Raw genomic sequence first — 20,985 nt, forward strand, 5'->3', positions numbered from 1 at the left:
TTCGTTTGAGTTATTACCATGATTTGTATACACTAAACAATATGCCATTGGTACGAAATGTTTTAAAAACTTTGCCATCTAACCCCAACTTAATCAACCTAATCTAACCCAATCAACCAATCAACTAACTTGCCATCTAACCCCAACTTAATCAACCAAATCTAACCTAATCAACCAATAAACTTTTTTAAAATAGCATTTGCAATAATCAAATTATCGCCCTATATTTGCAGTCCTTAAAATAAGTAGAAAAAAGAATAACAAGCTATACGATGGCAAATCATAAATCATCTTTAAAAAGAATCAGGTCAAACGCTGCGAAGCGTCTGCGCAACAGGTACCAGGCAAAAACAACCAGGAACGCTATTAAAAAATTAAGAAACACTACTACTAAAGCTGATGCAGCTGCATTGTTAGGTAAAGTGATTTCTATGCTTGATCGTTTAGCTAAAAAGAATGTTATTCACAAAAACAAAGCTTCAAACAATAAATCGAAGCTTACTAAATTTGTAAACGGCTTAAGCTAAATCTTAGCTTTTAACGATATAAAAAAAGGATCATACCAGCGGCATGATCCTTTTTTAGTTTCCATGCTTTTTCATACTTTAATGCCGTGGAAAACTACGAAAACAAGATCGGCATAAAATCATGGGCCGAAGCCGACCGTCCGCGCGAAAAACTGAGCGGCCAGGGCAGGCGGGCGCTTACCGATGCCGAACTGATTGCCATCCTTATTGGCTCGGGCAGCCGCAACGAAACGGCTGTCGAACTTAGTAAACGCATCCTGCACCATTACGAAAATGATTTGAATAAGCTTGGAAAAGCTTCTATATCAGAACTTTCTAAGTTTAAAGGGATAGGCGAGGCCAAGGCTATTTCCATCATCGCCGCCCTTGAAATTGGCCGCCGCCGCAACGATACCGAAAGCCAGGCGCCCGATTATATCAACTCCAGCAGAGATGGCTACAATATTATGCGCCGCCATTTGATGGATTTAAATCACGAAGAATTCTGGATAATTTTATTAGGCCGTTCGCAGAAGGTACTGGGTAAGGAACTGATTAGCAAGGGCGGGTTAGCCTCCACCGTGTGCGATCCTAAAATAATTTTCCACGCGGCCCTGCAATACCAGGCCAGTGGTATTATATTGGTACACAACCACCCATCGGGTAACCTGAAGCCAAGCCAGGAAGATATTTTGCTTACTAAAAAGCTCTCTGCCGCAGGCCGGATGCTGGACATAAGCGTGTTTGATCACCTGATTATTACCGATAATGGATACACGAGTTTGGGAGATGCGGAGATGATGTAATTTTTTGTAAAAAAAAATATAGATATTTATTGTCTGCGCAATAAACGATAGTAATTTTATGAGATCATCTGTCTCAATTAGTAAACGATCGCTGTTAGATTTTTAGAATAAATGAAACCAAGGCATTATTCGTTTTTGACAATCTTTTTTGTGCTGTTAGGGTGCGCAAAAGAAAATAATCAGCAAGATTTAAAACCTGGGATAGAAATTATTGCCTGGGGGGATAGCTTGACAAAAGGTTTGGGCAATAAAGAAGCATATCCATATATGTTACAGCAATTGTCATCTATAAAAGTAGATAACCGAGGTATTGGTGGCGAAACCAGTACACAAATAAAAGCGCGTATGATAAGTGATACTACCGGATATAAAAAACCGGTTATTATATGGGCCGGAAGGAACAATCTTATACATCCGCAAACGGTGAAGGCTGATATAGATAGTATGGTGAGTAAATTGGGCCATCAGCACTATGTTATATTGGGGATTTTAAATGCCGATAAGGTAGATGAATACTCAGGAACCAGCAAACACGATATTGTTGTTAAATTAAACGCCGATTTGGCTGCGAAATATTCTGATCATTTTATTGATATAAGGTCAATTCTGATAGCCGGTTATGACCCTCAGAAGCCCCTTGATGTAGAGAATTTTAATAATGACGTGCCTCCGCATAGCCTTCGGTTGGATTATGTTCATTTAACAGTTTCCGGATATAAGGTAGTAGCAAAATCTGTTTATGAGAAAATAAATCTACTTACCAACTAATCAGAATCCGGGGTTCTGTAATTTAAATTCCTGTTAAAACCATCAATCTTTCTACTTTTAGCTTTCACCCTAAATTGTATCTTTGCCGATTATCATTTCTGAATAATGAAGATATCGTATAACTGGCTTAAAGAATTTATTGATACCGATAAAACTCCGCAGGAAATTTCGATCATCCTTACCGGTACCGGTTTGGAGGTGGAGAGCCTGGAGAAAGTACAACCCATTCCCGGTGGCCTGGAAGGGCTTGTGATTGGTTTTGTAAAGGAGAGTGTTGCCCATACCAATTCAGATCACCTGCATGTTACTAAAGTTGATGTAGGCGGCCCCGAAGACCTGCAAATTGTTTGTGGAGCCCACAATGTGGCCGCAGGACAAAAAGTGGTTGTAGCCACTGTAGGTACTACCATATACCCAACCGTAGGCGAACCATTCGCTATAAAGAAATCGAAGATCCGTGGCGAGGTGTCCGAAGGGATGATCTGTGCCGAAGACGAAATTGGTTTAGGTACCGACCATGCTGGCATCATGGTACTTGATGATGACGCCGTAGTAGGATCGTTAGCTAAAAACTATTTTAAGCTGCATGACGATTATATGTACGAGATAGGCTTAACGCCTAACCGTGCTGATGCCGTATCGCACCTGGGGACTGCACGTGATATTGCAGCGTTTTTGAAAATAGGGATCAGGAAACCTGATGTAAGCGCATTTAAGGTTGACGATACCAGCCGCACCATTGAGGTTGTGGTTGAGAATGAGCAGGCAAGCCCACGTTATGCCGGCTTAACTATCAGCGGTGTTGAGGTTAAAGATTCGCCAAAATGGTTAAAAGAACGGTTGGCTGTAATAGGCATCCGCTCTATCAATAATATTGTGGATGTTACCAACTATGTGTTGCACGAATTGGGCCAGCCACTACACGCGTTTGATGCTGATGAGATAACCGGCGGCAAAGTGCTGGTTAAAAACTACCCCGAAGGAACAGTTTTTAAAACCCTGGATGATGTTGACCGTAAGCTATCAGAAAATGATTTGATGATAGGTAACACCGACGAGCCTATGTGTATTGCCGGTGTTTTTGGTGGCGCTAAATCTGGTGTTAAGGAATCTACCAAAAATATCTTTTTGGAGAGCGCTTATTTCAATTCGGTATCGGTACGTAAAACGGCCAAGCGTCATGGTTTAAAAACGGATGCGTCGTTCAGGTTTGAGCGTGGTACCGATCCGGATATGCCTGTGTTTGCTTTAAAACGTGCGGCTTTGCTCATTCAGCAGGTTGCAGGTGGCAAAGTATCGTCGCAAATTTCTGATCATTACCCGGCCCCGGTCGCGCCTTTTGCGTTCGAGGTTACTTATAAAAATATCGACAGGCTCATCGGCCAGCAAATTACGCATGGCGAGATCAAGGCGATCATCGAGGCACTTGACATTAAGATAGTGGGTGAAACTGCGGACTCGCTATCATTGGAAGTTCCTCCATATCGTGTTGATGTAACCCGCGAGGTTGATATTGTGGAAGAGATCCTTCGCATTTACGGGTATAACAATATTCATATCCCAACCCAAATCAGGGCATCGCTTAACAACTCGCAAAAAAAGGAGAAGGATACGGTTCAAAACCAGATTTCGGATTTGTTGACAGCCAATGGTTTTAACGAGATACTATCAAACTCGTTAACAAAATCGGCCTACTCAGATAACCTGGATGTGGCTGTAAAAATCCTGAACCCGCTAAGCAGCGACCTGGATGTAATGCGCCAAAGCCTGCTGTTTTCAGGATTAGAAGCTATCGCCTACAACCAAAACCGCCGTGCGGCCGATTTAAAGTTTTATGAATTTGGCAAAGTATACAGCGTTAAGGATGATAAATATAGCGAGGTACAACGCTTCTCGGTATTCATCACCGGCGCCGATGCAGCCGAGCAATGGAACGCAAAGCAACAGCCGGTTTCGTTTTATAACTTAAAAGCAATTGTTGATGGTATTTTGCAGCGCTTAAACATTACCGATTTTGTGGTTGAAGATGCTACCTGCGGCAAACTGGCCTTCGGTTTACAATACATGCTGAATGGTAAACAACTGGTTAAGTTTGGCCCTGTTGGCGCCGCTGCCCGAAAAAAAACCGATGTAGAGAAAGAGGTTTTTTATGCCGACTTTAACTTCGACCTGGTATTGAGTGCCGTGCGTAAAAATGTGATTGTTTACCAGGAGGTTTCTAAATTCCCTGCCGTAAGGCGCGACCTTTCAATGCTGATAGATAAGTCGGTTTCGTTTGGTCAGTTAAAACAAATTGCCCAGCGTACCGAACGTAAGCTTTTAAAGGAAGTAAGTGTATTTGACGTTTACCAGGGCGATAAGCTGCCCGCGGGTAAAAAATCATACGCGCTGAGCTTTATCATCCAGGACATTGAAAAAACGCTTACCGATAAAGCCATCGACTCGGTAATGCAGAAATTAATTTATAATTTAGGAAAAGAAGCAGGAGCGGAGATAAGGAAGTAATTAGTGAATGGGTGAGTTAGTGAATGAGTGATTTTAAAATTTGTTTTTCTATTCACTAAATCGCTAATTCACTAACTCACCAATTAAAACTTCACTAACTCACTAATTCACTAAATAAAACATGCCTTCATTAGCAGAACAGTTAAACATAATAGTTGATAAAACCGAAAGGTTAATTGAGCTTTGTGCTGCTTTACAGGAGGAGAATGACCTGTTGAAGCTGGAGAGTGAGGCGCTTACTGTTGCACTTGATGCAAGTAAAAATAAGACGAAAGACCTGGAAGAAAAGCTTCGTGTATTGAAACTTGCAAAATCATTTTCAGAAACAAATGAAAAAAGTGTTGACATTAAGCAAAAAATTAACGACTTTGTGCAAGAAATAGATAAGTGTATTGTATTATTAAAAAAATAGTACAAAAAGTGAAAAGCTCAAATGGGAGAAATCTCAATAAAAATAAATATTGCTGACAGAGTTTACCCCTTAAAGGTAAACATGGAAGAAGAAGAAATAATACGCAGGGCGGCTAAACTAATTAATGATCGGATAAAGGAATATCAGGAAAATTATGCGGTGAGGGATAAGCAGGACTTGCTTTCGATGTGTGTGTTGCATTATGCCACATCATCGTTAAAGGCAGAGAAGAAGGTGAACAACGAAGATACCGATGTTGCCGAAAAGGTATACCAGTTAGACCACATGCTGAACGAATTTTTTTCGAAGTAATAAACGTTCTTTACATAACATACAGAGCACATTTAAGATTTAACCGCAGTTAAATTTTAGGTTTCACTATTAAAAACTTAACGCTTCAATATGAGCGGATCATGTGGGGCATGCGTTGCTATACGTACCAGCGTAGTCCCGATCCCAACGTCGAAATGAGGTTTTTCAATACATGATACTTAAAAATTAGTTGCGGTTTTTTTATATACATACATACCCAATAAACCTAAAATGGACATATTACTATACGTTATTATCGGACTACTCGTAGGCATCGGCCTCGGGATAGTCATCGGGCGCTTCCTGTTACGGAAGCTTTTTAAAGACCAGGAAACATCGGCACAAAATAAGGTGAAGAAAATATTAAAAGATGCCGAAAACAATGCCGAGATCCTGAAGAAAAACAAGTTACTGGAAGCCAAAGAAAAGTTTTTGCAAATGAAAGCAGAACATGAGCAGGAAGTAACCAATAAAAATAACAACATTAACCAGCGCGAGAATGGTGTAAAACAAAAAGAACAATCATTAAACCAGCGCCTGGAAAATATGAACCGCAAGGAAAGTGAGCTGGATAATACCCGCAAAAACCTGGAGAAACAAACCGAAATTGTTGTAAAAAAACAAGAAGAGGTTGATATCCTGAAAAACTCCCACCTGCAACAGTTGGAAACCATCGCCGGCCTATCGGCCGAGGAGGCTAAAAACCAGTTGGTTGATAACCTGCGCGAGGAGGCCCGCAGCAAGGCCATGATCCAGATTAAGGATATTGTGGACGAAGCTAAGCTTACTGCTACTAAAGAAGCCAAAAAGATAGTTATCCAAACCATCCAGCGTACCGCTACCGAGAGTGCTATTGAAAACACGGTATCGATATTTAATATCGAAAATGACGAGATCAAGGGCCGTATCATCGGTCGCGAAGGCCGTAACATCCGTGCTTTGGAAGCCGCTACAGGTATCGAAATTATTGTTGACGATACCCCGGAAGCCATCATCTTATCTGGCTTTGACCCGGTAAGGCGCGAGATTGCAAGGTTGGCCATGCATCGTTTGGTAACCGATGGCCGTATCCACCCGGCACGTATCGAGGAGGTGGTTGCCAAAACCAAAAAGCAAATTGAAGAAGAAATTGTTGAAATAGGCGAGCGCACCGTGATAGACTTAGGTATTCATGGTTTACATCCTGAGCTTATCCGTATGGTTGGTAGGATGCGTTATCGTTCATCATACGGGCAAAACCTGTTGCAACACTCGCGCGAGGTTGCTAACTTTTGCGCAACTATGGCCGCCGAATTAGGTTTGAACGTGAAGATGGCTAAACGTGCCGGCTTATTACATGATATTGGTAAAGTGCCTGACGATAACCCCGAGCTGCCGCACGCTATTTTGGGTATGCAATTAGCCGAAAAATATAAAGAGCATCCGGAAGTTTGTAACGCCATTGGAGCTCACCACGATGAGATCGAGATGACCTCGATGCTGTCGCCGATTATCCAGGCCTGTGATGCTATTTCAGGCGCCCGCCCGGGTGCACGCCGCGAGGTGGTTGAAAGCTACATCAAACGCCTGAAAGAACTGGAAGAACTGGCGTTATCATACCCTGGTGTCGAAAAAACTTTCGCTATCCAGGCCGGCCGTGAACTACGGGTAGTTGTGGAGAGCGAAAAGATAAGCGATGCACAATCAGAAGTTTTAGCTGCCGATATTTCAAACCGGATTCAAACCGAAATGACCTATCCGGGCCAGATAAAAGTTACCGTGATCAGGGAAACCCGTTCGGTGGCGTTTGCCAAGTAATTAAAATAAAAAATCAATGAAAACCCTTTCGGCTTATACCCGGAAGGGTTTTATATTTGTACCGTGGCCAGCAAAAAAACAGCAAACAATAAAACCGGAACGCAAGCCGATGCCAAAGCTAATGAAAGTATTGCCCGGCAATATATCAACAAGTATGTTTTAAGTCATCAGGACCCAATTAACCAGGTGATACATTATATATGTGTGCCGTTGTTAATGTTTAGCATATTCGGATTGCTTTGGGCAATTCCCTTTCCCTACTTCAAATTCTTAGGGACATACAACGGGTATTTTAATTGGGCATCATTTGCAATCGCTATAGCTGTTTATTATTATTTGCGCATCTCACCGCTTATTTCGTACACCATGCTTTTTGTATTGTTAGGGTTTAGTTATCTTATCATGACCTTATTAAGCTGGCAAACAACAGGTGGCCCGGCAATGTGGCTGGTGTGCCTTATTGTTTTTATTCCCTCGGCCTGCCTGGTATTAATTGGTAACTCCCGCGAAAAAACTTTCGCGCAATATGGGTTTAATTTAAAGTTGTTACCTATAGCCCCCGTTTACCTTGTGTATATACTTTTAAAGAAGTTTGGTATTAATAGCTGATATATTTAAATTATAGTTAATGTTAACAGCTGGGTATAAATATAATCTTGTGTTAACATTGGGGTAATATTGTAGCGCAACCTTTGTGTTCAAAATAAACACAAATGAAAAAGTTATACTTTATCCTTTTATCACTGCTCATTATTGGAGTTGCTAATGTTGCCAATGCGCAAATTACCACCTCGTTAGTAAGCGGAAAAGTTACCGACCAAAAAGGCGTTACCTTGCCTGGTGTAACCATTACCGTGCTTAACACAAGTACCGGTACACGTTACGGCTCACAAACCAACGGCGATGGCCGTTATACAATTGCCAACGTTAACCCGGGTGGCCCCTACACCATCACTGCTTCTTTTATCGGGTTTAAAAAAGATGAAAGAACAGATATTACTTTAAGTTTAGGTACAACAACCTTAAACTTTGCCCTTGCCGATGAAACAACAACTTTATCGGAAGTAAAAATTAAAGGTACTGCAGGCGGCACCAAAACAGGTGCAAGCACCCGCATTAACCAAAACCAGATTAAAAACCTGCCTACCATTAACCGTAGCCTGCAGGATTTAACCAGGTTAACGCCACAAAGCAACAACAACTCATTCCAGGGAACCAACTATCGTTACAACAACGTAACGCTTGACGGTGCCATCAATAACGACGCAATTGGTTTTAGCCCTTCATTAGGTGGCCAAAGCAATGCTTCGGGCCAGGTTGGTAGCAGTACCCGTACAAGCCCGGTATCGTTAGATGCTATCCAGGACATCCAGGTATTGGTTGCACCTTATGACATTAAAATTGGTAACGTATTGGGTGGTAGTATAAATGCCGTAACCCGTAGCGGTACAAACGATTTTACCGGTGCAATTTATGGTTACGGCCGCGGTTCCTTTTTAGTAGGCCCCAACAATGCCTCAGCCGCTGCCGGTGGCGATGGTTCAAAACTGCCAACAAGCTTCCATGATTACCAAACAGGTATCCGTTTAGGCTTCCCTATCATCAAAAATAAATTATTCTTCTTTACCAACGAGGAAATTGCCCGCCGCCAGGACCCGGTTATCCGCGGTGCCGATGCAAGCGGTTCAAGCCAGATCCTGAGCTTGCAAGATGCCCAGAACCTTACTGCTGCTTTCAAAAGCTTTACAGGAGGCTTAAGCCCTGGTACTTATCAAAATTCTTCCATTTATTCAAAATCAAACAAGTTTTTTAACCGTTTGGATTGGAATATCAATGATAACAACCAGTTAACTATCCGTAACAATACCATTTCATCTACCGCTACCAACCTGGAGCGCGATCAGCAAAACTTCCGTTTTGGCGGTATTGATTATGTATCTCATAACAACTCAACTTCAACCGTTGCCGAGTTAAAATCAAGGTTTTCAAACAGTGCAAGCAACAGCTTGGTTGTTGGTTACTCAAACGTACATGACTACCGCGATCCTACTTCAGATCCATCGTTGCCACAAATAGAAATTACCGGCCGCACCCCAGGTACTACCATTTTTATGGGCACCGACCGCGAAGCTGCTATATTTGATATGCACCAAAAAACTGCTGAGTTTACCGACAACTTTACCTTAACAAAAGGCAGACACACATTTACATTTGGTACACACAACGAGTTTTATAACATTACTTATAACTTTGTTAACTCATGGAATGGTCGTGTTGCTTATAGCAGCATAGAAAATTTCATTGCTAATAATCCTTCGCGTGTACGTACAAATTTTAATTACACCAACAACAACCGCGATTATATTTTAGATAATCCATCAGCTAAATTTAATGTTAACCTGATGAGTTTATACGGCCAGGATGAAATACAGATTACCGACAATTTTAAATTGACAGCAGCTTTACGTCTTGATTATGCCGGTGTGCCTAACAAACAGCCATTAAGCGATAAAACAACAAATGCTCCGGTTGATTTAAATTATGGTAATACGTTTACCTACACTAAACCCCGTGACATCAAACAAAACTATTTGAACAATATAGAGATCAACCCTCGTGTATCATTCAATTATGATGTAAATGGCGATCAAAGCCTAATAATACGCGGTGGTAGCGGCTTCTTTACAGGTCGTGTTCCTTTTGCCTGGTTTGGTTATGCATTTTACAACAACGGTGCTACTTATGGTGCTTATGACAATAAATCAGCTCAAAAGCCAGGTACAAACCCAGTTTCTACATCGTCCAATGGCCGTTTAGATTATGTTAATGCTCAAGGTTTTAACACAGCTGCTACAGGCCCAACCCAGGTTGACTTAATTGATAACAAATTTAAAATGCCACAAGTATGGAGAAGCAGTTTGGCTTTTGATTATACAACCGACGATCAGTGGAAATTTACTCTGGAAGGTATTTATACCAAAACCATTCACGACCTGAAATTCCAACAGGTAAATACCAAGGATAGCGTAACTTATTATACTTACGATACTCAAAAACAACAACCGATATTTGTTAATCAAAAAGTTAACTCATCATACACCAATGCTTATGAGTTATCAAACACAAGCCTTGGCTACCGTTACAGCATTACAGCACAGGTAGGTAAAACCTTTCCGTTTGGCTTAAGCGGTAATGTTGCCTATACTTACGGTCATTCAAAAGATGTTACCAATGGTATCCGTAACTCAATGGAGTCAAACTGGCAGTTAAACCAGGCTTTAAACCCTAACAATCCGGGTTTAGCCAATTCAAACTTTGATATCCGTCACCGTATCGTATCAAACCTTAATTTAAGGCACGATTGGGATGCTGCTAAAAACTATACTGCAAACTTTACCTTCTTCTTTAGTGCACAATCTGGTAACCCTTACACTTACGGTTTTTACCCAAGCGCTATTGACGGTACAGGACAACAAGTTAGCTTAGCTTACATCCCTAAACAAGGCGAAACTGTTAATTTCTTTAGCGATATTGTTGGCGGACAAACTGCCGCTCAGCAAGCAGCTGCTTTTGATGCTTTCATTGATAAAAACAGCTACCTGTCGTCACGTCGTGGTAACTTTACACAACGTAATGCAGCCTTTACTCCATGGAATAATCAGTTAGATTTCCGTTTTTCGCAAGACTTTAAATTTGGTGGCAAGCACAAACAGGTTATTACTTTTACCTACGATATTGTTAACCTTACCAACTTGCTGAACAAAAAATGGGGTCAGTACTACTTCTCGGCCAATACATTTAACTCAACTTCAAGCATTGGTTTAGCGCCAAAAACTACACCATCGTTTGCTAATGCGGCAACAACTTATCCTAAATATACTTTCCAGGATCCTGGATTGCCTTACTCGGTTGATTTGTTTGCTTCACGCTGGCAAATGCAGTTTGGTATCCGTTACGGATTTTAATAACCAAACAACATAGTTAATATTAAAACGTCCCTGCCGGTTTACCCGGCAGGGACGTTTTTCATTTTGTTAAAATTGCGGGCATACTTTTTAAACACCGAAAATTATTTATATTTTCGGCCCGAAACCTTATTACAACATATGTATTTAAACTATTGCCGTTATCGCCGGTACTCCAAAATTATTCCCCGCTTTCCAAAACTCCTGTTTTTATTTTTTATCCTTAATTCATTTGCCGCAAAGGCCCAGTTTTCATACGGCGAAAGCTCTCAAAAATTTGGCGTAGGCATTAATGCCGACTATGATATGCCCGCGGGCAGCCTCAAGTACACTTATAAAGCCGCTCCTGCTTACGGCGCAAGCTTTTATATTTTTAATGAAAACTGGACTGCCAACGTAAGCGCCGGCTATCGTGTTTATAAGCCTAAACAGGATGTTTTTTATTATGCCGTGGGCGACAACGATTATGGAACCGCTACTTATGGCAACTTCAGGAGCTATATGCTTTATTTGGGTGGTGCCTACAATTTTGAAATCAGTGATGGCTTCCGGGTTTTTGCCGGCGTAAATTTAGGGGCTTATGCAACTAAGTTTTTCTCCCATTCGGTTGATGCTGCTTTTGATAAGACCGAGGATATTAACGAACAGGAACTCTACGGAGCCCCCAAGGCCGGTATAAACCTTAGTTTTGGCGAAAACCTGCAGCTTAATATCCAGGGTTCGTATAATTTTTTTGCTACTACCGGGCAAACATACTATAACTCACGTACCGGCACTTTATATAAATCAATATCAACCGGCGCTGGCTTAATTTATAAATTTTAATGATGAAAAATATTTACCTGGTTTTTATTGCGTTGTTGATTACAGCCGTTACCTCCTGCCAAAAAGATGTTAACCCATATATTACCAAAGCGCAGGTTGATAAAATTGATAGTATACGGCACCCGGCTATAAAAAATGTTGCTTTTATTTACAATAATGAAGTTTACTTTTTAGCTGATTTTACAAGCAAACCACAGAAAATCACGAACAACGGATCGACTAAGAAGTTTATCAGGATGTCGCATGATCATACGAAATTTGCTTACAAAAACTTAGCGGGATCTATTGATATAGTTGATAAAACGGGTAAACTGCTGGCATCATTAACGCAATATAATGATATTCGCAATTTTGACTGGAGCGCCGATGATAAAACACTGTACATCATCAATAGCGATAATGTAGCATTTTACGGGCCGGCCATGAAAGTGCCCGGTGTAATTTATTTTACCGGCTATTACAATTTCATATCAGCCGCTGTATCAAAAAACGGCGATCTCGTGTACCTGCTGCGCAAATATAACTTTGATGCATTGGATCAGTACGAAATGGTAATAAGAAAGGCAAGCGGCGGCGATCCTGTTTTTTACAGGGCCGAGGAGTCGGGTTTGCCGCCTATGGCTACCATTAATTTTGCTGCTAACGGCCTGGATATGGTACTCGGTTTCGAGGGGCCTGGTGATGATGTATCAAACGTTTACCTGTTTGATAATATGGCCCAGTACCCAACTTATAAATTAGGTTTTAATTCCATAAGTACACCTGCTTACCAAAGCAATATTAAATATATGCTTGGAGCGTTTGATGATGATTCGGGAAGTCATTTAATAGGCGCAGTTTATTTGGATACCGATATTAAGGATAATAACAAAACCTTTGCCGGATATGCAGGTGTAAAATACCTGGATTGGAAATAACAATATGAAAATGCTTGTAGTGTTGTTAAGTCTTAAGTTCTAAGTCTTAAGTTGATTTTTTTGACTTAGAACTTCCGACTTAGAACTTAAGACTTAGTACTGCTGACTTAACATTATAAATTTTTACCCAGTTTTTCCAATATATCCTGTGGTACCTGTTCCAGGTCGAGCACCAGGAAGCCATCAAGGCAATCTGCAAATTTAGGGTCGATATTAAAGCTGATGATCTTGGCATTAAGCGCGATGTACTGGCGTAGCAATACCGGCACTTTCATATTGCGCGTTTCCACTTCCGATATCAGGTTATCAAGCCCCTTAAAACTATCTTCGCCGGCCATCAGTAAGTCGGTATCGATGCTCGAAAAATCAACTTTAAATTTTTTGCGCGGTTTTACATATTGCGCCAGCTCATGATCAAAATGGTTGCGGTTGATATAATCTACGATGAGCGATTTGGAGAATTTAGAAAAAGAGTTACTGATGCTTACCGGCCCTATCAAATAGCGGTACCTGGGGTTATCAATCAGGAATTTGAGGATGCCTTTCCAAAGTAAAAACAAGGGCAGTGGTTTAGTTTGGTATTCCTTGCGGATCCATGAACGCCCAAGCTCCAAACTTTTACGCAGCACCGGGGTAAACTGGGCTTTTAACTTAAACAATTCGTTAAGGTAAAAGCCTGTTTTGCCTACGCTATAAAATATCTCATCGCCTAAACCAATACGGTAAGCGCCAACTATAAGTTTGGCCTCAAAATCCCATATAAACAGGTGGTTGTAATAAATGTCGTATTCGTCAAGGTCAATAGCTTTGTTGCTGCCTTCGCCAATATCGCGGAAGGTTATTTCACGCAGGCGGCCAATCTCCCGGATGACATTCGGGATCACCGAGGTTGGTACTATAAATACTTCATAGTTCTTTTCTATCCATATTCTATAGTTATCGCGCAGCGGGGCAACCTCTTTTTCAAGTATATCCACGCTTATTTCGGGCACAATATCCTTTGGCTGCCGTTTTATTTTGAAAAGGTTACGCGGGCTAAAAATCTTCTTTTCTTCCTCCAATCCGGTGCCTAAAGCGTAGGTACGGGCGCGTAAAAAATTCAGCAGTTTGGCGCTGTTGTTATAATCGGGCACATCCAAAACATTAATGGGTTTGCCTATGCGTAGTTTAATGGTATGGCCGTGCTTGTTAAATAATTCAGACGGTAGCTTGGCTGTACGTAATGCAGGGTGTATTAAACTGAGCAGGTTAAACAATAAGCCGTTGTTGCCATGGAAGTATATAGGTATTACCGGCACTTTTGCCTTCGCGATAATTTTACCTACTACGGGGTGCCATAAACGGTCGGTTACCTGTTGTTGCTCTACTTTAAAGGTAGATACCTCGCCGGCCGGGAATATGCCTATCGGCGTACCATTGTTTAACAGCTCGAGCGTGTTTTTCAGGCCGCTGATGCTTGAGGAGTGCTCAACATTTTCAAACGGGTTTACAGCAATAAAAAAATCGCTCAGGTTGGGGATTTTTTTAAGCAGGAAGTTGGCCATCAGTTTAGCATCCGGCCTTACCGTTAATAACATTTTTAACAACACCAGGCCCTCAATGCCACCATATGGGTGATTGGCTATGGCAATAAAGCTGCCGGTTTTGGGAATGTGCCTCAGGTCGCGCTCGTCAAATTCAATATCGATGCCGCATCCTGCTAATATAGCGTCAATAAACTCGATGCCTTGTTTGGGCTGTGCCTGGGCAAACAGTTCATTAACCTGGTTAATTTTCATTATTTCCATCAATAAAGCGGCCAGGCCAGGCATTTTCAGCTTATCCAGTTTAGTGGCTTTGGCAAACTCTTCGGTGGTTATTACTTTCATTTTTTAGATAGATGAATTAATTGTCAAATAGGTATCCTGAAATTTTTATTAATTTACGGTTGATAATGCTGCAAATGAAAACACCTGTAAAAAACTATCTTTCGGTAACCAAAAAAGAATGGAACGGAATGGTAGTATTGATTATTTTAATAGCATTGATTTTAGCGGCGCCATACGCGTATCAAACCATCCGCAAAGATAATACAATAAATTTTAAAGAGTTTGATAAAGCCGCTGCAATGCTAAGCAAAGCAGATAGCACCAGCACAGCAGCAAACGGCCCGGAAAGCAGCAGGAGCTCCCTGAAAGCTGCGCTATTTGCATTTAATCCCAACAATTTACCCGAGGCAGAATGGGAGAAACTGGGGCTGAGCGCAGATCAGGTTAAAGTAATAAAAAACTATGAGGCCAAAGGCGGCCGGTTTTATGCCAAAACCGATGTTAAAAAGATATACGCTATAACCGATGCTGACTACAAACGGCTGGAACCCTACATTAACCTGCCTGCCACCGGTAATTACACTAAGAAAGCAGCGCCCGGTGAAATTATAGAAATAAACGGCGCCGACTCGGCTAAGCTGACGATGATCAGGGGCGTTGGGCCTTCATTCGCCAGGCGTATTATAAGGTACCGGGACAGGCTCGGCGGTTTTTACAGAAAAGAACAGCTGAAAGAGGTATTTGGTATAGATGATAGCAAGTATGCCGAAATTAAAAACGGCATTGCTGTAAACGGCAGCCATATTACCAGGCTTGATATCAATAAAGCCACCTTCGACCAGTTGCGGCGCTTCCCATACTTGAGCTTTAAGCAGATAAATGCGATAGTAGAGTACCACAACCAGCACGGCGATTATGAATCGATAGCTGATATGAAAAATATTGCCATACTTGATGACGGAATTTTGCGTAAAATTGGGCCTTATTTAGTTTTTAAATGATTACCGAGCAAATAAAGAAAGCCATCCGCGATATTCCCGATTTCCCGAAGCCGGGAATAATATTTAAAGACATAACCCCCATCTTAAAAGACCCGGCCCTGTGCGATAGTATTATTAATGCTTTTGTGGAGCAATTGAAGGGTACCAAAATAGATGTGATTGCGGGGATAGAAAGTCGCGGGTTTTTATTCGGGCTTACGCTGGCTTCTAAATTGGGCGTTCCGTTTGTGCCAATACGTAAGGCAGGCAAGCTGCCATATACCATAAAGCGCAAGGCCTATAAACTGGAGTATGGCGAAGCGGTAATTGAGTGCCATACCGATGCTTTTGAACCCGGCCAGCATATCCTGATTCATGACGACCTGCTGGCTACCGGCGGTACAGTAACTGCAGCCAGCGAGCTTATTGAAGAGATGGGCGGCATAGTAGCCGGTTTTTCGTTTGTAGTAGAGCTGGGCTTCCTGAAAGGCCGCGAGCGGATAGCGCCGATAAGCGAGACGTTGGTGGTATTGGCGGAGTATTAACTTTAAAGTATCAGGTAGTTAGTATCAAGCATCAAGATTTTTTGATGTGCAGATTCCAGATGTGCAGATGATTTTGCCTGAACTGAATTTTTAGAATTAATTGAATTAGCCGAATTTTAAAATTCTGAAAATTCTTTAATTCGGTGAATTTTGGCTCAGACAAATTCTTGCGTTAGGGATCGGCGCGGATACCGGCCAGCGTGATTAAGGCCTGTGCAGTATGAGCAAAGAGCCCGGCCGCAGGCAACGCCCTTATTAAGTATCAGGTAGTTAGTATCGAGTATCAAGACTTTTTTACCTAAAGAAAGCTACAAATAATTGTAAAAAAGTAATAAAAAATAACAATCCCGGTTGACTTGTGGTTGCTGTCCCCACTGAGGGTCTCTCTAATGCTATTAAATTAAGGCCGATTTAATATCGAACACCGAATATCCAATTTCGGATAATGAAGGAAAAACTTCAGTGTTGGATATTCGAAATTCAGTGTTCGTATTTATTTTACACTTCTGCTTCTCTTAATTTAATAGTATAGGAACCCCCGCAAGGACGGAATTGAATTTTTCTTAAAAATATTTTCGCCCCCTTTTCTTACCTAAAAACTATCCTATTCAAACTAAACCTATTATTCATACCGTATACCATTTTGTACTATGATTACCCGGTGTTTTGGATGAAACTTTACCCATACTTTAATCGTTTATTTGTATAACCAGTTATATAAATTAGTATGGAAACCTTATTTACAGACGACCCGGCAATGCATGGATTCGACTTCTCTACCAGTGAAAATCAACGTATGGTGGGCCAGATGGCCAAAGATTTTGCTGAGCGCCACATTAAACCCCACGTAATGGAATGGGACGAAGCGCAACATTTCCCCATTGAATTGTTTAAGCAATTAGGCGAATTGGGCATGATGGGTGTGTTGGTTCCTGAACAATACGGCGGTTCTGGCTTTGGCTATTTTGAATATGTAACCGTTATTGCTGAGATTGCCAAAGTTTGCGGTTCTATCGGGTTATCAGTGGCCGCGCACAATTCGCTTTGCACCGGTCATATCCTGGCCTTTGGTAGCGAAGAGCAAAAAATGAAATGGCTGCCCAAACTGGCCATCTGCGAGTGGTTAGGAGCCTGGGGACTAACAGAAGCCAACACCGGCAGCGATGCCTTGGGAATGAATACCACCGCCGTTTTAGATGGCGACCACTACATAGTAAACGGATCAAAAAACTGGATTACCCATGGCAAAAGCAGCAATGTGGCCGTGGTAATGGTGCGCACCGGGGCAAAAAGCGATTCGCATGGTATTTCGGCGCTGGTTATTGAAAAAGGTACGCCCGGTTTTACCCACGGCAAAAAGGAAAACAAGCTGGGCATGCGCGCGTCTGAAACTACCGAACTGATATTTGACAATTGCCGCGTACCCAAAGAAAACCTGCTGGGCGCCGAAGGCGAAGGCTTTAAACAAGCCATGAAGGTTTTGGATGGTGGCCGAATTTCTATAGCCGCTTTATCATTAGGCATAGCTAAAGGCGCCTTCGAGGCAGCCGTAGCTTACTCTAAAGAACGCAGGCAGTTTGGGCAGCCGATAAGCAATTTCCAGGGAATTGCCTTTAAACTGGCCGATATGGCTACCGAAATTGAAGCGTCTGAATTATTGATTATGCAAGCCGCCGACCTGAAAAACCGCCACCAGCCGGTTACCAAACAATCGGCCATGGCCAAATACTTTGCATCAGAAACAGCCGTACGCGCAGCCACCGAGGCGGTACAGATATTTGGCGGCTACGGCTATACCAAAGATTTCCCGGTTGAAAAATATTACCGTGATGCAAAACTATGCACCATAGGCGAGGGGACGAGCGAGATACAGAAGATTGTGATAAGCAGGGAAGTGTTGAGGTAGTAGTGAGTAGTGAGTTGTGAGTAGTGAGTTGTGAGTAGTGAGTAGTGAGTTGTGAGTAGTGAGTTGTGAGTAGTGAGTAGTGAGTTGTGAGTTGTGAGTAGTGAGTAGTGAGTTGTGAGTAGTGAGTAGTGAGTTGTGAGTTGTGAGTTGTGAGTTGTGAGTTGTGAGTTGTGAGTTGTGAGTTGTGAGTTGTGAGTTGTGAGTTGTGAGTTGTGAGAAATTGGCGGACAAGGTAGGCAATTCTGAAAATTCTGATTCAGACAAGTTTGTATTTAACAATAAATAACATTCGTAAATAAAAAATGCTTTTTCAAAACTTTATATTTAAAGATTGAAAAAGCATTTTGTCATAACCTTTATCTTATCGATGGCCGTTAATTGTGGATATGCCCAGGATTTAACTTTTAAGCCGCGGCGTATTCTAACAAAGTTAACTGCCGCAGATTCACTGCGTAAAAATAGTAGTGTCACCTATTTTACAGCTTCTCGTCCTGTCATTGAAAGTTTTGTATTATCTGTAGATCAAACCAAGGTAGAAATACTCCACGGACCTCTTTATGATGGAGCAAGAGAATATTACGTGCAACTGCCGGTGAAATTAACTAATACATCTGCCGATACTTTACGATATCTAAGTATGTCATGTTCCTGGTGGGATATTTACAGAGCAGATAATCAAAAGATAAAAGTTTTTTCGCCGAATATCTGTTATAAAAATTCGTCGATAACTTGTATAGTACCGCCTCATCAGTTTGTAATAAGGAACATTATTGTTTTGGTTCCTAAAGAAATGGCATCTGTAATTTTTAAAATAGGAATGGCGGTGCAGAGGAAGTTCGTTAACAGTTTGCTTAAGGATGAGGTGTTGCTAAGTTCAATTGCACCGACAAACCAGCATGTAATATGGTCTAATTATGTAATGGTTTCGCAGTGGAAGGCTAAAAAAAGCAGGTAGTTCGTTAATGCTTTAATTAAAGTTGAACAGGCTGTTTGCCAAAGGCATTAGATTAAAACATATAATGTATATTAGTGCCTGTTAACTTATTAATTTATATGTCATTTCGTTTACTGACACTTGTATTTTGTATAAGCCCGTTTATCCTTTTTGCTCAGGCTGGACCCAAAAAAGCAATTAAGAAATTAGGAGCAAATCCTATCTATATAATAGATAGCGTACGCGTATCTAAGCAGGAAATGATGGACTATGATGCTAAGCAGGTTACCTTAGTCCATGTACTCACCGATTCCGATGCAATAAATGGATATGGACAAGAAGCTATCGATGGTGTTGTTCTGATAGAATCAAAACAATTCGCAACAAAACGGTACATACGATTTTTAAGAAAGGTATCTGCCCAATATGATAGTGTTTATAAAGCAACTAATACCGATACTACCTTTCAATATGTAGTAAATGATAAAATACAGAAGGGCGACTTTGCAGGTAATCTTGCTTTGATCGACAACGATAATTTTTTGGCTTTAACACTACTTACCGCAGAAGAATTAAAACGAGGTTACGGTATTAATGATAAACTTATTGGCATTTTGATTAAAGCACGCAGACCGGATAACCTTTTTAACGGCAAGAAAAAATTTTAACCGTTGGTAACTTACAATTAACCATATTGTAGATAAAGGCATTACCCCAATCAACTATTTCAACTTCGCTATTTGATATTCAAAACCAAATAGTTAACTTTGCCCTCCCTTGAAAGGAGGTATTTAGGAAATTATGATCATTATTAACGTAAAAGACGGCGAATCATTAGACAAAGCATTGAAACGCTTCAAAAAGAAATTTGAAAAAACAGGTGTTTTAAGAGAACTTCGCAGTCGTCAGGCTTTTGAAAAAAAATCTGTAACCCGTCGTCATGTTGTTAAACATGCCATCTACAAGCAAAATATGAACTTAGAAACCACTGTTTAATTCTGTCAAAAGAATTTTTCAGTTTTCTTAACACTATATTAAAACTATTTGTACATTCAATCTCTGGATGTTCAAATAGTTTTTATGTTTTTAGAGCGTTTTATCCAATATATTAAGTTCGAAAAACGGTACTCTCCACATACCGTATCGGCCTATCAATCAGACCTGGATCAGTTTATGCTCTTCCTCAACAACCCTGGTGATGCCATCGTTGTTCCCGAACCCATAATTACCCATCCCAACCAAATTACGTATCATGACATCCGCAACTGGATGGTGAGCATGATTGACCATAAATTAACCGGCCGGTCGGTTAACCGCAAGATGGCAACCCTGCGCAAGTATTTTAAATTTTTATTGCAGGAGGGTGTTATTACGCAAAACCCGGCATCAAAAATCCGTTCACAAAAAATACCAAAGCACCTGCCGGTAGTAGTTGAGGGCACAAGCCTTACCCAAATGCTGGATAACGATATTGTTACCGATGATGACTTTGAAGGCATGCGCAACAAGCTGGTGGTTGAGTTATTGTTTGGCACCGGCATACGCCTTGCCGAGCTGTTGGGCCTGAAAGATAGCGACATTAACGATTATGAAGGCACTTTAAAAGTATTGGGCAAACGCAATAAAGAACGCATTATACCTATCAATACCGAATTGCGGATATTACTTGGGCGGTACCTGGAGTTAAAGAAAAATCAAAATTTTCATAACATTTCGGTAATGTTAATCGTTACAAGTAAAGGTACCGATGCTTATCGGCAACTAATTTATTTGATAGTGCAAAAATACCTCTCTAACATATCAACCCAAACAAAAAGAAGCCCGCACGTGCTGCGGCACACATTTGCTACAAGCTTACTCAACAATGGGGCCGACCTGAACTCCATTAAAGAACTTTTGGGGCACGTTAACCTAAGCGCGACCCAAATTTATACACACAATTCAGTTGAACGATTAAAGTCTATTTACAAACAAGCCCATCCAAAGGCGTAATTAAAGG

The 20,985-nt window shown here is 41.2% G+C and carries 19 protein-coding genes; 18 read left to right on the forward strand and 1 reads right to left on the reverse strand.

Translation table 11 applies throughout. The annotated features are described in order from the left end of the window. Positions 1-272: 272 nt before the first annotated feature. From rpsT to BMX56_RS06810, 11 genes are all read left to right on the forward strand, one after another. Positions 273-527: a 30S ribosomal protein S20 gene (gene rpsT / locus BMX56_RS06760; protein ID WP_090642860.1), complete on the forward strand. Its 255-nt coding sequence runs from the start codon at positions 273-275 to the stop codon at positions 525-527. Positions 528-613: 86 nt separating this feature from the next. Then, complete coding sequence (gene radC, locus BMX56_RS06765; RefSeq protein ID WP_090642865.1) at positions 614-1,312, forward strand: RadC family protein; 699 nt, start codon at positions 614-616, stop codon at positions 1,310-1,312. A 111-nt stretch (positions 1,313-1,423) separates the two neighbouring features. Continuing rightward, entirely contained in the window at positions 1,424-2,080 is a 657-nt protein-coding gene (locus BMX56_RS06770) for an SGNH/GDSL hydrolase family protein (protein ID WP_090642869.1), read from the forward strand. Between the two features lie 105 nt (positions 2,081-2,185). After that, positions 2,186-4,585, forward strand: a complete 2,400-nt coding sequence (pheT, locus tag BMX56_RS06775; RefSeq protein WP_090642873.1) for a phenylalanine--tRNA ligase subunit beta — start codon at positions 2,186-2,188, stop codon at positions 4,583-4,585. Between the two features lie 121 nt (positions 4,586-4,706). Then, positions 4,707-4,997: a hypothetical protein gene (locus BMX56_RS06780; protein WP_090642877.1), complete on the forward strand. Its 291-nt coding sequence runs from the start codon at positions 4,707-4,709 to the stop codon at positions 4,995-4,997. A gap of 21 nt (positions 4,998-5,018) precedes the next feature. Further along, a complete protein-coding gene (locus tag BMX56_RS06785) occupies positions 5,019-5,309 on the forward strand; it encodes a cell division protein ZapA (RefSeq protein ID WP_090642882.1) in 291 nt (96 codons plus the stop codon). Between the two features lie 231 nt (positions 5,310-5,540). Continuing rightward, positions 5,541-7,106, forward strand: coding sequence for a ribonuclease Y (rny, locus tag BMX56_RS06790; protein ID WP_090642886.1), 1,566 nt, complete (start codon positions 5,541-5,543; stop codon positions 7,104-7,106). Positions 7,107-7,169: 63 nt separating this feature from the next. Then, on the forward strand, positions 7,170-7,715 hold the full coding sequence (locus tag BMX56_RS06795) for an Mpo1 family 2-hydroxy fatty acid dioxygenase (protein WP_177183736.1): 546 nt from the start codon (positions 7,170-7,172) through the stop codon (positions 7,713-7,715). 104 nt (positions 7,716-7,819) lie between these two features. Further along, on the forward strand, positions 7,820-11,071 hold the full coding sequence (locus BMX56_RS06800; protein WP_090642894.1) for a TonB-dependent receptor: 3,252 nt from the start codon (positions 7,820-7,822) through the stop codon (positions 11,069-11,071). A 141-nt stretch (positions 11,072-11,212) separates the two neighbouring features. Next, positions 11,213-11,896: a hypothetical protein gene (locus BMX56_RS06805; RefSeq protein WP_143065383.1), complete on the forward strand. Its 684-nt coding sequence runs from the start codon at positions 11,213-11,215 to the stop codon at positions 11,894-11,896. After that, entirely contained in the window at positions 11,896-12,813 is a 918-nt protein-coding gene (locus tag BMX56_RS06810; protein ID WP_143065384.1) for a hypothetical protein, read from the forward strand. The genes BMX56_RS06805 and BMX56_RS06810 overlap by 1 nt, the downstream gene beginning before the upstream one ends. Positions 12,814-12,926: 113 nt before the next feature. Here the strand turns inward: BMX56_RS06810 and BMX56_RS06815 are convergent, their stop codons facing one another. Next, entirely contained in the window at positions 12,927-14,681 is a 1,755-nt protein-coding gene (locus BMX56_RS06815; RefSeq protein ID WP_090642907.1) for a lysophospholipid acyltransferase family protein, read from the reverse strand. 74 nt (positions 14,682-14,755) lie between these two features. Here BMX56_RS06815 and BMX56_RS06820 point away from each other — a divergent pair, with 74 nt between their 5' ends. From BMX56_RS06820 to BMX56_RS06855, 7 genes are all read left to right on the forward strand, one after another. After that, positions 14,756-15,622: a ComEA family DNA-binding protein gene (locus BMX56_RS06820; protein WP_177183737.1), complete on the forward strand. Its 867-nt coding sequence runs from the start codon at positions 14,756-14,758 to the stop codon at positions 15,620-15,622. Next, positions 15,619-16,146, forward strand: coding sequence for an adenine phosphoribosyltransferase (locus BMX56_RS06825; RefSeq protein WP_090642916.1), 528 nt, complete (start codon positions 15,619-15,621; stop codon positions 16,144-16,146). Before BMX56_RS06820 ends, BMX56_RS06825 begins: the two co-directional genes overlap by 4 nt. A gap of 727 nt (positions 16,147-16,873) precedes the next feature. Beyond that, positions 16,874-18,052, forward strand: coding sequence for an acyl-CoA dehydrogenase (locus BMX56_RS06830; protein ID WP_090642921.1), 1,179 nt, complete (start codon positions 16,874-16,876; stop codon positions 18,050-18,052). Between the two features lie 331 nt (positions 18,053-18,383). Continuing rightward, complete coding sequence (locus BMX56_RS06840; RefSeq protein ID WP_143065386.1) at positions 18,384-19,007, forward strand: hypothetical protein; 624 nt, start codon at positions 18,384-18,386, stop codon at positions 19,005-19,007. Between the two features lie 98 nt (positions 19,008-19,105). Next, positions 19,106-19,654 carry a hypothetical protein gene (locus tag BMX56_RS06845; protein WP_090642935.1) on the forward strand — a complete coding sequence of 183 codons (549 nt, stop codon included), beginning with the start codon at positions 19,106-19,108 and terminating at the stop codon, positions 19,652-19,654. Between the two features lie 133 nt (positions 19,655-19,787). Then, complete coding sequence (gene rpsU / locus BMX56_RS06850; protein ID WP_090642938.1) at positions 19,788-19,982, forward strand: 30S ribosomal protein S21; 195 nt, start codon at positions 19,788-19,790, stop codon at positions 19,980-19,982. Positions 19,983-20,030: 48 nt separating this feature from the next. Further along, positions 20,031-20,978, forward strand: coding sequence for a tyrosine-type recombinase/integrase (locus BMX56_RS06855; protein ID WP_369829630.1), 948 nt, complete (start codon positions 20,031-20,033; stop codon positions 20,976-20,978). Positions 20,979-20,985 lie beyond the last annotated feature (7 nt).

The sequence above is a fragment of the Mucilaginibacter sp. OK283 genome (assembly GCF_900110415.1).
GTDB lineage: Bacteria > Bacteroidota > Bacteroidia > Sphingobacteriales > Sphingobacteriaceae > Mucilaginibacter.